General features: G+C 58.4%; 10 protein-coding genes. 9 read left to right on the forward strand and 1 reads right to left on the reverse strand.

The features are described from left to right. The first annotated feature begins 12 nt into the window (after positions 1 to 12). Both BM317_RS10410 and BM317_RS10415 read left to right on the forward strand, forming a co-directional pair. The gene (locus BM317_RS10410) at positions 13 to 1,350 is read left to right on the forward strand and encodes an alginate export family protein (RefSeq protein ID WP_092474241.1); all 1,338 of its coding nucleotides are present in this window, start codon (positions 13 to 15) and stop codon (positions 1,348 to 1,350) included. 38 nt (positions 1,351 to 1,388) lie between these two features. Beyond that, the gene (locus BM317_RS10415) at positions 1,389 to 2,492 is read left to right on the forward strand and encodes a polyamine ABC transporter substrate-binding protein (RefSeq protein WP_092165592.1); all 1,104 of its coding nucleotides are present in this window, start codon (positions 1,389 to 1,391) and stop codon (positions 2,490 to 2,492) included. 51 nt (positions 2,493 to 2,543) lie between these two features. Here the strand turns inward: BM317_RS10415 and BM317_RS10420 are convergent, their stop codons facing one another. Next, positions 2,544 to 3,155: a TetR/AcrR family transcriptional regulator gene (locus tag BM317_RS10420; protein ID WP_072410139.1), complete on the reverse strand. Its 612-nt coding sequence runs from the start codon at positions 3,153 to 3,155 to the stop codon at positions 2,544 to 2,546. A gap of 498 nt (positions 3,156 to 3,653) precedes the next feature. Between BM317_RS10420 and gabP the strand changes: the two genes are divergently transcribed. The 7 genes from gabP (at position 3,654) to BM317_RS10455 (ending at position 16,263) form a co-directional block, all read left to right on the forward strand. Beyond that, a complete protein-coding gene (gabP, locus tag BM317_RS10425; protein ID WP_092165594.1) occupies positions 3,654 to 5,051 on the forward strand; it encodes a GABA permease in 1,398 nt (465 codons plus the stop codon). A gap of 622 nt (positions 5,052 to 5,673) precedes the next feature. Further along, positions 5,674 to 6,924 (forward strand): iron-containing redox enzyme family protein, encoded by a 1,251-nt coding sequence (locus BM317_RS10430; protein WP_092165596.1) that lies wholly within the window; start codon positions 5,674 to 5,676, stop codon positions 6,922 to 6,924. 90 nt (positions 6,925 to 7,014) lie between these two features. Beyond that, positions 7,015 to 8,319, forward strand: a complete 1,305-nt coding sequence (locus tag BM317_RS10435; RefSeq protein ID WP_092165598.1) for an aminotransferase family protein — start codon at positions 7,015 to 7,017, stop codon at positions 8,317 to 8,319. Positions 8,320 to 8,355: 36 nt separating this feature from the next. Next, on the forward strand, positions 8,356 to 11,871 hold the full coding sequence (locus tag BM317_RS10440) for a non-ribosomal peptide synthetase (protein ID WP_092165600.1): 3,516 nt from the start codon (positions 8,356 to 8,358) through the stop codon (positions 11,869 to 11,871). Positions 11,872 to 11,910: 39 nt separating this feature from the next. Further along, positions 11,911 to 12,822: a DMT family transporter gene (locus BM317_RS10445; RefSeq protein ID WP_092165601.1), complete on the forward strand. Its 912-nt coding sequence runs from the start codon at positions 11,911 to 11,913 to the stop codon at positions 12,820 to 12,822. A 356-nt stretch (positions 12,823 to 13,178) separates the two neighbouring features. Beyond that, positions 13,179 to 14,900 carry a type I secretion system permease/ATPase gene (locus BM317_RS10450; RefSeq protein ID WP_092474243.1) on the forward strand — a complete coding sequence of 574 codons (1,722 nt, stop codon included), beginning with the start codon at positions 13,179 to 13,181 and terminating at the stop codon, positions 14,898 to 14,900. Next, positions 14,893 to 16,263: an HlyD family type I secretion periplasmic adaptor subunit gene (locus tag BM317_RS10455; protein WP_092165605.1), complete on the forward strand. Its 1,371-nt coding sequence runs from the start codon at positions 14,893 to 14,895 to the stop codon at positions 16,261 to 16,263. Before BM317_RS10450 ends, BM317_RS10455 begins: the two co-directional genes overlap by 8 nt. The last annotated feature ends 1 nt before the right edge of the window (position 16,264 follow it).

The following is a 16,264-nucleotide window of genomic DNA, read 5'->3' on the forward strand; positions in this document are numbered from 1 at the left end:
CAGGAGCTCCATATGGTTTCCATGATGCGTTTGTCCCGAACGTTCCTCGTGCTCGGGTTACCCTTGACCGCCCAGGTTGCCTGGGCGGGCTACACCTTCGAGGAGGGCAACCTCAAGGGCGAGGTCAACTTAACGGCCGGTGGCGCGGTCCTGTCCACCCGCAACGTCAACTTTGGCGGCGGCGTGGTGGACATGCGCAGCGGCAAGAATGGCGGCACGAAAATCGACTGGCAGGAGTTCTACGTCAAGCCGGGCGTCAAGTTGGAGTATGCCGTGCAGCCGGATTTCAGCCTGCTGGCCGGCGGCTCCCTGGTGGGGGCGACCACCTTCGGGGATGGCGATGCCGGTGGCTTCACCCGCAGTTCCGACGGCAAGGTGTCGACCGAAGAGTTCTATGGCGGTTTCCGCGCCGGGGAGTGGACGGTTACGGGCGGTCGCCAGAATTACATGATCGGCAACGGTTTCATCGTGATGGATGGCAACCTCGACCAGTTGAACGACGGTGCCTATTGGCTCGCCCCACGCACCGCCTTCAAGGATTCTGCAGTGGTCGCCTGGGACCATGGCGCGTTGAAGGTCCAGGGCTTCAGCCTGGGGACCGACAGCGACCTGGGTGACTTTCGCATGAGCGGCGTGAACCTGGACTACAACCTCGACGACCAGGTGACGCTGGGCGCCACCGCGTTGAAGGTCAAGGCCATGGGGCCCAAGGGCAGTACCTTGCCGCGTCGCCGCGATGGCATGCTGGTGTATAACGTCAGGGCGTTGAACGCCAAGCTCCCGGGCATCGCCGACCTGAGCCTGAATGCCGAATATGCCTTGGAACGGGGGAGCGGCGAAGGCGTGGATTACGATGCCAAGGCCTGGTACGGCCAGGCGGATTACACCTTCAGCACGCTGCCGTTGACCCCGGTGATCGGCTACCGCTACGCGAGCTTTTCCGGCGACGACAACCTCACCGACAACCAGCAGAAAGCCTGGGACCCGTTGAGCAAGGGCTTCGTCGACTGGAGCACCTGGCTGATCGGCGATGTCGTCGGCAACTACCTGATGTTCAACAGCAACGAAAACGTCCAGCAGTTCTCACTCAAGACCCACCTCAACGAAACCCTCACCCTCGGTGCGATCCACTACCAGTTCTGGCTCGACGAAAAAAACTACATGGGCACCGCCGTCAGCGACCGGCGTTTTGCCGACGAGAGTGTAGTCTTCCTGGATTGGGCGCCGTCGAAGTCGTTGTCCACCTCGCTGTCGTACAACTGGGTCAAACCCATGGCGGCGGCCAAACAGGTCTTCGGCGACGACCGGAAATTCAGCGCGCTGGAACTCTACTTCACCTACCGCTATTAGTGCCGCGAGCCTTCGCGGCCGCGCTGGAGTGTTTGATCATGAACCTGTTTTTGCGCAACACCTTGCTGGGCGCTGTCGTTTCGATGCTGGTCAGCGGCGCGAGCCTGGCCGAGGAACGGACGGTGCGGATCTACAACTGGATCGAGTACCTGCCGCCTGAAATCCTCAAGAGTTTCGAAGAGGAAACCGGCATTCGTCCCATCTATGACGTCTTCGACAGTGTCGAAACATTGGAATCCAAGCTCCTGACCGGCAACTCCGGGTATGACGTGGTCTACCCGAGCAGCTCCAACGTCAGTCACCTGATCGCCGCGGGCGCCGTCGAGCCTCTGGACCGCAGCCAGTTGCCGAACTGGCAGCATCTGGACCCTGAGTTCATGAAGACGCTGGAGGCGGTGGGCGATCCGGGCAACCGCTATGCCGCACCGTACCTGTGGGGCACGACCCTGATCGGCTACAACGTCGACAAGGTGCGCCAGGTATTGGGGGCCGATGTGCAGATGAACACCTGGGATATCCTTTTCAAGGAAGAGAACATGGCCAAGCTGGCCAGTTGTGGCGTCGGTCTGCTGGACGCCGCCAACGAGATCGTGCCCATTGCCTTGCATTACGAAGGGCTGGACCCCAACAGCCAGAAACGTGAGGACTACGCAAAGGCGCAGGCGGCCATGCTCAAGGTCCGGCCTTACATCACCTACTTCAATTCGTCACGCTATGGCATGGACCTGGCCAACGGTGAGATCTGCGTAGGGGTGGGTTGGTCCGGTGGGGTGGCCCTGGCCAAGCGACTGGCCGAAGACGCAGGGAAGGGGGTCAAGGTGGAAATGGTGCTGCCCAAGGAAGGTGCGCCGATGTGGTCGGATGTGATGATGGTCCCCGCCAACGCTCCTCATGCCAAGGAAGCCTACGCATTCATCAATTACATCTTGCGTCCGGATGTCATCGCGCGGATCAGCAACAAGATCGGTTACCCCAACCCGAACAAGGACGCCACTGCGTTGGTCAATGCCGACATTCGCAACAACCCCGCCATGTATGTGCCGGACGAGGCGCGCAAGACCCTGTTCGCCCTGGAGCCGGTGCCGGCCGCCGTGGAGCGGATCCGCACCCGCACCTGGATCGGCATCAAGACCCATCACTGATCAGCGTGACCCGGCGCTGCGGCGCCGGGTTCGTATCAGTGGGGGCCTCCCTCAGGCGCGCATGCCCAGGAAGAGCAATTCGGTGATCCGCCGGACCTGTGTGGAGTGTGCCTCGATATCCGGTTGTTCCTGGTTGACCAGCCTGAACAGCTGCAAGTGCGAATAGTCGTTCAACAGGAACGCGGCGAGGTCGACGTCCAGATCGGCGCGTAATTTGCCGGCCTGTTGCAATTCCCTGATCAGCCCACTGATTTCGGCCCTGAGCGCATCGTTCATGGCGCGATACCCCTCGGGCAGCCCGTTATCGCCACCAAACAGGATCAGCGGCAGCAACTCGCGCCACAGGCTTGGGTGCATGACCTCCAGTGCGTAACCGGTCAACAGCCGCTCCAGATAACACAGCGCTTGGACCGGGTCCTCGATTTCAGGCATCCGGCTGCGGGTGTCCGTGAGCGCGCGCTGGTCGGCGTCGTGCAGGATTTCCAGGATGATCTCCTGCTTGTTGCCGAAGTACTTGAACACCGTGGGAGCCGATACGCCGGCCTGGCTGGCGATCTGTTCGATGGTGGTGTTCTGGAAACCCTGGCGCTCGAACAGTTCGACCGCCGCCTTGCTGATGGCTTGCCGGCGTTCGGCTTTTTGACGTTCACGCAGTCCGCTCACGGGAGGTCCTTGTCGTAAAGAAGAGGTAAAGGCCATGGCACACCAATGTGGGAGCGAGCTTGCTCGCGATGGCGGTGGATCAGCTGCATTCAAGTCGACTGAAACACCGCCATCGCGAGCAGGCTCGCTCCCACAGGGCTTGCGGTTAGCAACAGGCCGGGCATAGGCATGCAAAATACTTAACCCAGTAAAGTTTTTAAAGGGTTTATTTCGTTGCTGCCCCTCGACGACGTAGCTGAATACCGCGGTCCAGACGCCTGGCAAGAGGCAAAACGCCATTCCTCACGTGGCGAAATCAGGCACAGAGATGGCGCGTTCAGGTAACTGACTCGAGAGGGAAGGCAGGTAACGTGGCGCGACTTTTCACCGCAAGTGCGCACGTTCGCCCAGGGTGGATCAACACAACCAAACGGTGCCGCTTCCAGGAGGGGCGGGCAAACCAGCAATACCGACTGTCCCTGCGCGCGTCTCAATGTTCGATCACAAGAGAATAAGAAAATGACCAGCCCCAGCTTCAAGGACTCGAACGGCCATCTGGCACAGGGCTTCAAGCCTCGTCACGTCACCATGCTGTCCATTGCCGGAATCATCGGTGCGGGTCTGTTCGTGGGATCGGGCCATGCCATTGCCGCCGCCGGCCCGGCCGTCATGCTGGCCTATCTGTTTTCCGGGCTGTTGGTGGTCCTGGTCATGCGCATGCTGGGCGAGATGGCCGTCGCCAACCCGGACACCGGCTCCTTCTCCACCTATGCCGATCAGGCCATCGGGCGCTGGGCAGGTTTCACCATCGGTTGGCTCTACTGGTGGTTCTGGGTGCTGGTGATTCCCATCGAAGCGTTGGCCGCCGGTCATGTACTCAACCAATGGTTTCCCGCCGTCGATGCCTGGCTGTTCGCCTCGGTGTCGATCGTTCTGCTGGCCGTGACGAATCTGTTCAGCGTGTCGAAATACGGTGAGTTCGAGTTCTGGTTCGCCATGGCCAAGGTCGTGGCGATCATCGGCTTCATCTCCCTGGGTTTCGCGGTGTTGATGGGCTGGATTCCCGAGCGTGAAGCCAGTGGCCTGAGCCGCTTGATGGAGGAGCATGGCGGGTTCGCCCCCAACGGCCTGTCGGCGGTGGTGGGCGCGTTCATCACCATCATGTTCAGCTTCATCGGTACGGAGGCGGTGACGATCGCCGCCGCCGAATCCGATAATCCTGCGCAGAACATCGCCAAGGCCACTCGTTCGGTGATCTGGCGTATCGGTGTGTTCTACCTGCTGTCGATCTTCGTGGTCATTTCCGTGGTGCCCTGGAACGATCCGCTCCTGGCTTCAGTCGGTTCCTACCAGCGAGCCCTGGAACTGATGAACATTCCCCACGCCAAATTCCTGGTGGATGTGGTGGTGCTGATCGCCGTGGCCAGTTGCATGAATTCTTCGATCTACATCGCCTCGCGGATGTTGTATTCCCTGGGGCGCCGTGGCGATGCGCCAAAGGCCTTTAAGGCCACTTCCTCGGCCGGTGTGCCACGGTCCGCGGTGATTGCCAGTACCGTGTTGGGCGCGGGTGTCACTTTGTTCAGCTACTTCATGCCCGCCGGCCTGTTCCAGTTCCTGCTCGCCAGCTCCGGCGCCATCGCCTTGCTGGTGTACCTGGTGATCGCCATCTCGCAGCTGCGCATGCGCCGGATGATGCAACGGCAGAACATCGAGCTGCCTTTTCGCATGTGGCTGTTCCCTTGGCTGACCTGGTTGGTCATCGTGTTCATCTCGGCGGCGCTGGCGGTCATGATGATCACCCCCGAGCACCGCAGCGAGGTCAGTACCACCCTGGGCCTGGCGCTGGGCATTTCCTTTATCGGCCTGGCGACGTCACGGCAGCCGCGCCCTGAGCAGGTTGCTTCCCTGGGGTGACCCAGCCTGCCTCCGTCTCCTTTGGCCCTGTAGGCATGCAATTCTGGTTGCGCTGAGAGGGCCGGTCTTAATTGTCTACTCAAGATTGAACAAGCCTGAATCCGACCGGCGTGTACAAAAAAGCTTTGGCCTTATCGGGTGTAAATTATTTTTTACTGTGCTTGGCATCAGCCCCTTTTTACTAAGCCTTGAAAGTGCTGGTTTTTTTTAAAAAGTCATGCCCTCGGTTTTGTAGGGACTTAAAAGCTGTGAGAATAATATTGAACATCTGTTTGTGTTTTTTCACGTTGACAGCGACATTTTTACAACTATAAGATTGGATCCAGGAAAAGTTATTCAAGGAATGAATTAAATGCACTTCTGTTCCTCTCCGCACGCCTCGATCTTTCCTGTTGTTCTTAACTATCTGCGCGGCTTCCTGCCGCTTCCGACTTTGTACTCCCGTACCTTGTTTCCTCGTCAGGCAGCAGGCTCTTGCTGTTTCACGCCCTCATTTTTATCGAGGCTTGGTTCCTGACCCGATAAAAGTATTTCACCTAAATGAAATAAAACAATCGACTCAATAAACCTTTGTGCCAGTCTCTTGGTGCAGGGGCAATAACACCTGAGAGAAAGGGATTCTATGAAATATTTGGATGGCTCCATTTACCTAGATTACCAGCTTCCCAATGGGCAGTCGGTCAAACTTGACCTGGCCACGGAGGAGTTGCTGGGTGTTCGCATGAATAAAAATGTGAAGCGTCTGATCGGTTGTTATGAGCAAGACATGCTCTTTCTGAATAAAGAAATTGATGGGGATATTCAGCAGCATCTTGATGAGCGATACGGTCGGGACAAGAGTAAGAAAGCGCTGGATGAGTTGCGAACCCTTGAGGCTGTTGTGTTTGCCCCGGTCAGTGCACAGTTGGATAAAGTTGATTTCTCCGTCTCGGCCGAACAGTTGAGGACTTTTTTTGGCATTCACTTGGATGAAGAGTTTGCTCGCCTGAAGAATGGCGACTTCGATCCGACGCTCTCCTATATTCTCAACAACCCTAATGCCCAGGGACTGATGAGGAGCTTGCTGACACAGTTCTCAATTGAGTTTCTTATTGAAGGGGCTCCGATGGGCCTGTACGCAACTGGCGCGTTCGGCACCCTGCAGTCACATCTGCTGCGGGTGTATCAAGATGAAATGGGAAATGGTGTGCCGGAAGACAAGCACAGCCACTTGTACGAAAAAACCATGCTTGATCTGGGGCTGAGCGATACGCCGGATGCGTATCAGGATCATTTCCTCACCAGCAACATGTTGGTTTCGGCCTACACGTACCAAATCTGTCACGACAAGAGTAAGTTCTTGCGTTACCTCGGCGCTTTTTTCCGTAATGAAGCCTGTTTTATCGTGTGGCAAAAACAGTTGGGGGAATCGGTTCGCGAGATATACCGAGGGAAGGTGGATTGTCATTATTTCGATGTTCATACCTCGGTCGACCAAGCCCATGGTCGCTGGGTGCTTGATAATCTGATTGGCCATGCGCTGGATCGTTTCGGTGATGACGCCGCGCCTCATATTTTGCGCGGTTTTGTGGAATTGATGATCTATCAAGATATCTTCGGCCTTGAACTTGATCATCAAATACTTAATGGTACCGTTGCGGAGCCTGCCGCCGCGGCGAATTCAAGCCTGTCCCTTTCCAATCGAGTGGCTCCTGGCGCGACGGAGCATCTTTTTTCGGCCCGGGAAATCATTGTCGACCTTCAAGGTGACAGCAAGATTTTTCTCACCGATCCTCTGGCTGCGAGCCCTTCAGCCGAGTCCGGGCTCATCCGTCTTCCACCGTTTACCGCTGCCCATTTAAAAGCCGGGAGCGACGGCGCGCGTTATAACTAATATCAATAATGCGACTGGTCGCAGATCAGTCGCTTACTCGCCGATGCCAGATGATTAGAGCGCTTAGTTTCTGAAGCGTAAGGACCTTGCATGTTTAAAGAAAAAGTGTCATCCGATAATAATACTTGGCTTCATTTTTTTCCCTCCGACCAGATTGGTAAAACCGATGCGTTCCCTTCATCCATAATCGAGGCGCAGGGGATCTATGTAACAGACTCGGAAGGCCGTCGGTACATGGACGCCATCAGCGGCGCGTACTGCGTGAACGTGGGTTATGGTCGTGATTCGATTATTGATGCGGCCAGTGAAGCGGCCAGAAAGTTGGCATTCTGCTCTCCGTTCAGTTTTTCAAACCCTTATTCTTCCCGGTTGGCCCAGACGCTCGCCGGCCTGGCATCACCTGTTGTCGGCGCCAATGCCCGGGTGTTCTTTACCAATAGCGGTTCGGAGGCGGTAGAGACTGCATTGAAAATCGCTCGGGCATTCGCGGTCAGGAATGGCGAACCCCAGCGTAAATGGCTGGTGTCTCGCGATCATGCTTACCACGGTGTCACGCTGGGCGCGCTGTCTGTGTGTGGATTCGCGGCGCTAAAGGAAGAGTTTGGTCCGCTCTTGCCCATGACCGCCACCATCGCTTCGATGCGGGACAGTACAGACCCTCTCAGCGACGTGCTCCATGCAACGCCGGGCCTGGGTAAGGATGTTGCTGGCGTGTTGATTGAAACGGTTGAAACCAGCAATGGCATGGTAACCCCCACTGCTGAGTATCTTGATGGCTTGAAGCGCTTGCGCGAGGAAACCGGCGCGTTGTTGATCGTCGATGAAGTCATCACCGGGTTCGGACGCCTGGGCAGTTGGTTCAGCGCCGAGCAGTATGGACTTGAGGCCGATATCGTTATTTGCGCGAAAGGGCTTACAAGCGGATACGACTCGCTCGGCGCGACGATTGTCAGCGAGCGGGTCGCGGCGGTCTTTGCCCAGGGCGAAGACAGCATGTTCGCCCACGGCGCTACGTTTGGCGGTCGTCCGGCTGCCGCGGCCGCCGCCCTTGAGAATATCGGGATTCTCGAACGCGAGCGGTTGCTTGAAAACGCCTCGTCCATGGGCATTTACTTGAAAGGTGTGCTTCAAGACTTGTTTGGTAACCACCCGAAAGTCTCCGGGCTCACCGGTACTGGCTTGCTCCAGGCGATCCACTTGCGTTCAAGCGACTCTTCGGCGCCTGCCACGGCCGAGGAAGTGAAAGTGATTCGAGAGCGATTGTTGAACAGCGGGATCATCACTTCTTTGTATTACACCCGAAACGATCCCACCATCGAAATTGCCCCGCCGCTCTGTATCAATCGAGAGCAGATCGACCATCTCTGCCGAGTGATCGTCGCCGCATTAGGCTGATTGTCGTCGCGACTCACTTATAAAGGATTATTAGAGATGACCTTCGATGAAATCGAACACACAGGTCCGGCGCGGAGTCCACAAACCCATGCCGGGGAATACGGCGTGACCGAGGCGGCGATCAAGCTTGAACGGGCTACTCCGGACTCTGATCTGGAGGTCCGGCTACTTGCGGCCTGGCTCATAACGGCTAGCTGGTACGCCAATTGGGTCGAAAACTTGAACTGCACTGTCGTATCGCGCCGAGGGCAGGTTGACTGCCCGAACATCGATTTTCAGGCGCCGGCTCGCAAACTTCTCGATTTCTGCAAGGCTGCGCTGGGGGCTATCTCTGGCGCGCAGAATACTTCATGGCAGGTCTGCGCCTGGTCCGACACTGAACAGTGCCCAGGCGTATTTGGCGCCGCTCGGCTGCAGATGTGCGTCAGCGCAACCAACGTCGAATTGGTCTTTGATGGACAGCTTCTCGAGCGAAGCCTGGCCCATGAGATTTTCGACACATTGCATGGCATCGCTTGCGCATTGCAGCACGAAAATAATTTCGTTGTACCGGACCTCGTGGAACGTGCCCGCCCAGAACATTCGAATTCCGAGCTGCTGGGAAAATTGCATGGAGTCGAGGAGCAGGATGTACTGGAGGCTTTCGAGGAGCACGTCTGCCGCGACCCGGACAAAGTGGCGATTCGCGACGCAGGCCGGGTGATCAGTTATGGGCAGTTGTCGGCTGACATTCGCAAGCTGGTCGCCCAACTGGCAGGCCAAGGCGTGAAGCCCGGCAGTCGAGTCGCGTTGCGAATGTCCCGATCCAGCGACTTCGTCGTTGCAGCCTTGGCGGTTCTCTCGCTGGACGCTATCTACATTCCGATAGACCCGCAGCTTCCTCCCGAGCGAAGCAAGCTGATGCTTGAAGATGCACGGGTAGGCTGGGTTGTAGAGGGCGATGCTGTCGTCGCGGTGGGACTCTCCCTGAGTGCAGCTCAACCCGACAATGAGCCACGGTGCGGATATGTACTGTTTACCTCCGGGACCACGGGGCGGCCAAAGGGTGTCTTGATCTCTCGCGCATCGCTCTCGTATTACGCCAGCGTGGCCAAGCACTCGTTCGGCCTTACGAGCCAGGACAAGGTCCTGCAGTTTGCGACTGTCTCGTTCGACGCCTCTGTCGAGGAAATCTATTGCTGCCTGATGGCCGGCGGAACATTGGTCATCCGTGATTCATCCGTCGATTTGCAGCCTGCCAGCTTTCTGCAGTTCCTCGACGAGCAGCAGATTACTTTTCTTGACTTGCCGACCGGGTACTGGCGAGAACTCAGCCTGGCTTGTACTTCCCAACAGCTGCATTTTCCTTCTTGTGTCAATCTGGTGGTGATTGGCGGAGAAGCCCTTTACAAATCAGACATACACAACTGGTACCGTCTCCCCGCGCCGCGCCCGACGTTGATCAATTCCTATGGCCCAACCGAGACGACCGTCGTTACCGCTCTCCAGCGAGTACGACGTCCTGACACGGATGACGATTCAAGGAACGACATCTCTATTGGTCGGCCCATTGCCGGTAGCCGAATTGTCTTGCTGGACCGTTTCGATAAACCTGCACCCCTCGGCGCAATGGGGCAGATATGCATATCCAGCCCAGGCGTGGCCGAGGGGTATTTGCACAATCCGGACATGACGGCGGAAAAATTCTTCGTGCGGGTGGAAACCGATCGGAGCCTGCGCCGCTACTACAAAAGCGGAGACCTGGGACGCATTGGCCGCGATGGAGCGCTGGAATATCACGGACGCATGGATAACGTGGTGAAGCGGCAAGGCTTCAGGATCAGCCTGGGTGAAATCGAGTCCATTGTACGAACATTGCCGGAAGTGTCTGACTGCTGCGTTTTCATGACGGACGCCGGCAGTGACAGCAAGCTTCTGTGTGTCGTTCAACTGATGCCCGGCATGAAGGTGTCGCAACTGGCGTTACGTCAACAATTGATGTTGGACCTGCCATCCTACATGGTGCCGAACAGCTTCATTCTGCTCGACGAAATACCGCGTAACCTGGCTGGAAAGATCGATTACAACACAGTAAGAAGGCTCGCAATGGCGGTTGTAGACGCAACGAGCAAAGACCTGTCGAGCCCTTTTGCGGGAAGCGAAATTGCCCGGGAAATACAGTCGACGTTGGGCGGTCGGGAACTGAATTGGGATGCCAGTCTTGTCGAAAATGGGGCGGACTCGTTGGAAATCGTACGCCTGGCCATGCTGTTACAGAAACACAGCGGGCACGAGTGGCCGCTTTCCACGCTCTATGAATACCCCAGCCTGGGAGCCATTTTGAACAATGTTGGCGGCCCTGGAATCGCAAAAAAACGCCCACGAGATTTCAAGGACTGGCGCTACGCTGAGTTTGAACGACTCAAGGGCTTGATTCGCCGCAGTGCGCCACGAGTCAGTCTCCCCAAGGACGGTATATTGGTAACGGGGGCTACGGGACTGCTTGGGCGCCATGTGGTCCGCGCATTGCTCAAGAGCACACAGCGCCCCATTTATTGCCTGGTGCGCTCTCCCATGGGCAGCACCGAGTCCCCGCATAAAAAGCTCACGCAATTGCTTAACGTGAGAAATGAAGCGCTGCAGAGACTGCACATTGTCGTTGGCGATCTGGATCACGATGACGTCGGCCTCGACGAGAAAGGTTTATATGCCTTGCAACGCAGCGTCAGCGATATTGTCCATTGTGCCGCCGATACCAACATGTTGTCGCCCTATTCGAAGTTGGTGACGACCAATGTCCAAGGGAGCCTGAATCTCATAAATCTGGCGCTTGAGAGTAACGCCAGCTTTCATTTCATTTCTTCACTGGCCTTGTTCGATACAAAACCATCTCTCCTGGCTACGCCGGAAACCAAAATCATGGAAGTCGATAACGTGGCTTCCGGCTATCTGCAAAGTAAGTGGATGACTGAAATGTTATTGGAGCACTGCGCCGCCTCCGGACTGAGGACGACGATCTATCGATGTGGGCGACTTTGGGGAAGCAGCATGAACCTTGAAGAAGCTCGTCACGACTATGTCTACCAGTTCCTGAGCGTTTGCCAGCGGATAGGCCAGTTCCCGATCATGCCGATGCAGTTGGAAATTTGTCCGGTGGACCGTATCGCTGAGCAAATCGCTTCGTCTGTCGTGAGCGCGTTACGCCAATCCGTATCGGGTGCAAGGATTCATCACTTGTGTTCCAACAAAAGCTACACGATGGAAGAAATCTACGCTGCCATGCGTCACCAGTTCAAAGATCTCTCGCTGGTTAATTCCTCGACGTGGCTTGCTGCATTGAATGCTCGCATTGTCAGGGCGCCGGAGGATGCTGAAGCCTTGAGGATATTCGCGGTAGTGAAATCGTTATCGTTGTCCGCGTGCATCGATGACCTGGCAATCACCGAGGCGATCGCTTCACGTGAATGCTGGGAGCATGGTCAACCTTTCGGCCTTACCCCTGAGCAAATGATCGAGGCCGTGTTGGCCGGATCTGCCCGGGTATCCTCCCATGCTCAAGCTGTCGCGCACTGATACCGTAGAGCTGGAAGCGTCTAGACAAGGAGTTAACGCATGACCCGTTACATCAACTTTCTTTTACTCGCGCTGATGGGAAGTACCTGGGGGCTGCATTTCGTGTTGGTAAAGAAAATTACCAGCACAGGGGTTCAAGCCGATCTCATTCTGTTTCCGACGCTGTTCGGCGTCGCGATTGCATTCATGGCGCTCATGGCGGTCAGTCGCAGTTCGTGGCGCATCAATGCGTCCTGGTGGGTGTTCCTCATCATTTGCAGCGTGTTGGGTTATGCCTTTCCAATATGGCTTGAGCTGATCGTGGCACCGTACATCGATTCGACGCTGCTCACGCTGATCGTCACCAGTACGCCGGTTTTTTGCATCTTGCTGGGGTTTATCCTGCGCTTGGCAACGGTCACTGTCTGGCATTTGTCATGCGCTGCCTTGGGGATCAGCGCTGCGATGATGTTACTGCTGCCCAGCGCGGCGCTTCCCGAGGGCTCGTCGAGGCTTTGGCTGGCCGCGGCCATCGGCGTTCCGGTGAGCTACGCGCTGTACAACCTGTACGTCGCCGCAGCCTGGCCCAAGGGGTTAGGCGTGTTCACCATGGCGGCCTATGAGTCGGTGATTGCGGCGTTGTTGGCATTGCCGTTGTTCATGACGTCGACATCGAAGGTGGGCTATCAAGGGTTGGTCCAGCACGGGCCGGAGGTGACGCTGCTGGTTCTGGTCACGGCGGTGGAGGTCTGGTCCTTTTTCGAACTGGTACGCCGGGCCGGTGGGATTTATGTGTCATTCGCCAGTTTCGCAGCGCTGGTAGCAGGCATCGCATGGTCGGCGTTACTGCTCGATGAAGAAATTACGCCGTGGATGAATGTCAGCATCGGGGCGATCGTCTTGTCGCTGTTGCTGTGCCTGGTTGGAGATAGAAGCCAGGCTCGCGAGGCGCCGCTGAGCAAGGCGGCCTGAGGAAAGATTGCATCGGGTCGTTCAGACCCCGAAATCAGACGTACGCCCCCGGCAGGTCCTGTCGGGGGCGTATTGGCTTCCATAAGCCGAAATGTCCATTCCGAGTGCCTGTCCAAGATTGAAAAACTTCAGTTTTGACGCGTGGTATTTCCGTCTGTCACCCACCTCAAGGACCAGCGTGTCGAACCGGCACTAACCGGTGGATGCGTTGTCAGTAGTTGGCGTCCGTGGCGGCGACGATCGGCTCCGATAGCTGCACGTCAGCAACATGACGCACTTTTTTTTGACGCCTTCGGGCAAGTAACTCGCGATGGATTGCGCCAGGACCGACTATTCCTATTGCGGGTTGACCTTCTATGCGTTTTCTACTCGATCCGCGTCATGACATCGATGCTGCCTTATTGAGCTACCGCCGGGTGTTCTGGGCCCTGGCGTTGTTCAGTGGCGTGATCAATCTGCTGGTACTGGTACCGTCGCTGTACATGATGCAGGTCTACGACCGGGTCCTGACCAGCCGCAACGAAACCACCTTGTTCATGCTCACCTTGATGGCCCTGGGACTGTTCATGTTCAGTGCCTTGATCGAGTGGGTGCGCGGCGAGGTGATGATCCGCATGAGCGCGGGTCTGGACGATGCCTTGGGCGAGCGGGTCTTCGACGCGGCTTTTGCCCGCAGCCTGCGCGAACACAACGCCAACCCGGCACAGGTGCTCAGTGACCTGGCGACGTTGCGTCAGTTGATCACCGGGCAAGGTTTGATCGCGTTGCTCGACGCCCCCTGGCTGCCGATCTTCCTGCTGGTGGCGTTCATCTTTCATCCCTGGTTCGGCGTGCTGACGCTGGTGCTCGCCCTGGTGCTGATCGGCTTGGCGCTGTGGGGTGAACTGGCCACGCGCACGCGTCTGGGCGAAGCCAATCGCTTGGGGGTGCAGTCGTCGATCTATGTCAACAGCACGCTGCACAACGCTGAAGTCATCCAGGCCCTGGGCATGCTCGGGCCGTTGCGCCAGCGCTGGAGCCTGTTGCAGCAACGCATCATTGCCGCCCAGGCCCATGCCAGCGACCGCGGCGCGCGCATCACTTCGGCGACGCGTTTCGTGCGGATCTCCGGGCAGTCCCTGGCCTTGGGGCTGGGGGCCTTGCTGGTGCTCGAAGGGCAACTGTCGGCGGGCATGATGATTGCGATGTCGCTGTTGCTGGGGCGAGCCCTGGCGCCCGTGGAAATCGCCATCGGCTCGTGGAAGCAATTCAACGCCGGGCGCCAGAGCTATCAGCGCCTGAGCCAATTGCTGGCCCAGCACCCGCGTGAGCGCTTGCGCATGCCGTTGCCACCGCCCACCGGTGCGGTGCGCCTGGAACAGTTGTATGTCGGCCCGCCGGGTGCTTCGCAGCCGATCCTGCGCGGGATCAATTTCAGCCTCGCCAAGGGCGACGTGTTGGCCGTGGTCGGGCCCAGCGCCAGCGGAAAATCGACGCTGGCCCGGGCCCTGGTCGGGGTCTGGGCGGCCATGGGCGGGTCGGTGCGCCTGGACGATGCCGAGATCAGCCAGTGGTCCCATGACGCCCTGGGGCCGCACCTTGGATACCTGCCCCAGGACATCGAGTTGTTCGACGGCACGGTCGCCGACAACATCGCTCGTTTCGGTGAGCAGGACGCCGACAAAATCATCGCCGCCGGACGGCATGCCGGCATCCACGAAATGATCCTGAGGTTTCCCAAGGGCTACGACACGCCGCTGGGCCCCGGCGGACTTGGCTTGTCCGGTGGGCAAAAACAACGCCTGGGCCTGGCTCGCGCACTCTACGGGCGGCCGTCGCTGATCGTGCTCGATGAGCCCAACTCCAATCTCGATGACGCCGGCGAACTGGCGCTGGTCCAGGCGATCAGTGCGCTCAAGGAGGCCGGCAGCACCGTGGTGTTGATCACTCACCGGCCCAGTGTGCTGGCGGTGGTCGATCACATCCTGGTGCTCAAGGACGGTACTCAACAGGCGTTCGGCCCTCGGGACCGGGTGCTCAAGGCATTGATGCCGGGGCCGCGACCGGCCACGGTCAAGGAGGCTGGCAAAGATGCGTGATCTGATCCCAGAGGCACACGCTTACAGCGAGCAGGGGCTGAGCGTGCGCAACACCCTGGCGCTGCCCAGCGCCAGGACCGATGCCGGGCGTGCAGCGCGTTATGGCGTGGGGTTCCTCGTCCTGACGCTGGGTGGTTTCCTGCTCTGGGCTTGCCTGGCGCCACTCGACCAGGGCGTGGTGGGCAGCGGCACCGTGGTGGTGGCGGGGGAGCGCAAGGCGGTGCAGTCGCTGGTCGGCGGGGTGGTGGAAAAGCTGCTGGTCAGCGATGGCGACCGCGTCACCCAGGGGCAATTGCTCGTGCAACTCAACACGGTGCAGGCGCAGTCGCAACTGGACGTGACCCTGGGCAAGCTGCTCAATGATCGCAGCATTGAGGCGCGCTTGATTGCCGAGCGCCTGGGCAGCGCCGAGATCCAATGGCCCGCGGAACTGCTGGCCCACGCCGACGAGCCGCGGGTCAAGGCGGCCATGGCGTTGCAGAGCCAGTTGTTCATCACCCGCCGTGCGGAGCTGGGTAGCCGCTTGCAGATCATCGAGCACGAAGCCGCGGCACTGCAGCAACAACTGCTTGGCTACGAAGGCGTCAAGCGCAACTACGACGCGCAGATGCGCTTCCAGCAGCAAGAGCTTGAAGGCCTGCGTGACCTGGCCCGGGAAGGCTACGTTCCACGCAACAAGCTGTTCGAGGCCGAGCGCAACGCGGCCCAGTTGGCGGGGCAGATTGCTTCTGGGGTGGGCGATGTCGGCAGGACTCGGCAGGCGATCAACGAAAGCCGGCTCAAGGCCTTGCAGGCGCAGCAGGAGTTCCGCCGCGATGCCGAAACCCAACTCAGCGAAGTCTCGGCCGAGGCGGCCGGTTATGCCGATCAGATCCGGGCCTTGCAGTTTGAAGTCGACAACGGTGCGATCCGCGCGCCAGTGGCCGGGCAGGTCATGGACGTGAGCATTCATACGGTCGGCGGCGTTGCGCAGGCCGGCCAGACCCTGATGCAGGTGGTGCCGCTGGATGCGCCGATGGCGATCACCGCCCGCTTCGAGCCGCTGATGGCCAACAAACTGCGCCCGGGCCTGCCGGTGCATGTGCATTTCACCGCGCTGCAACGGGTCGATACACCCACGGTGACCGGCACGGTGACGACGGTGTCGGCGGATCAGTTGATCAATGAGCAGACGCACCAACCGTACTTCTCCGCCAAGGTCGAGATTCCCGCCGACACTGTGATCGCGTTGCAGAGCGCCGGCCTGCTGGTGCGCCCCGGCATGCTCGCCGATGTCACGGTGGTGACGGGCGAACGCACCTTGATGAATTACCTGATGAAGCCTTTGCGCGAACGCTTGCTGGCAGCCTTCAAGGAGGAATGAG

Source organism: Pseudomonas sp. NFACC24-1, from assembly GCF_900115235.1.
GTDB lineage: Bacteria > Pseudomonadota > Gammaproteobacteria > Pseudomonadales > Pseudomonadaceae > Aquipseudomonas > Aquipseudomonas fluorescens_AA.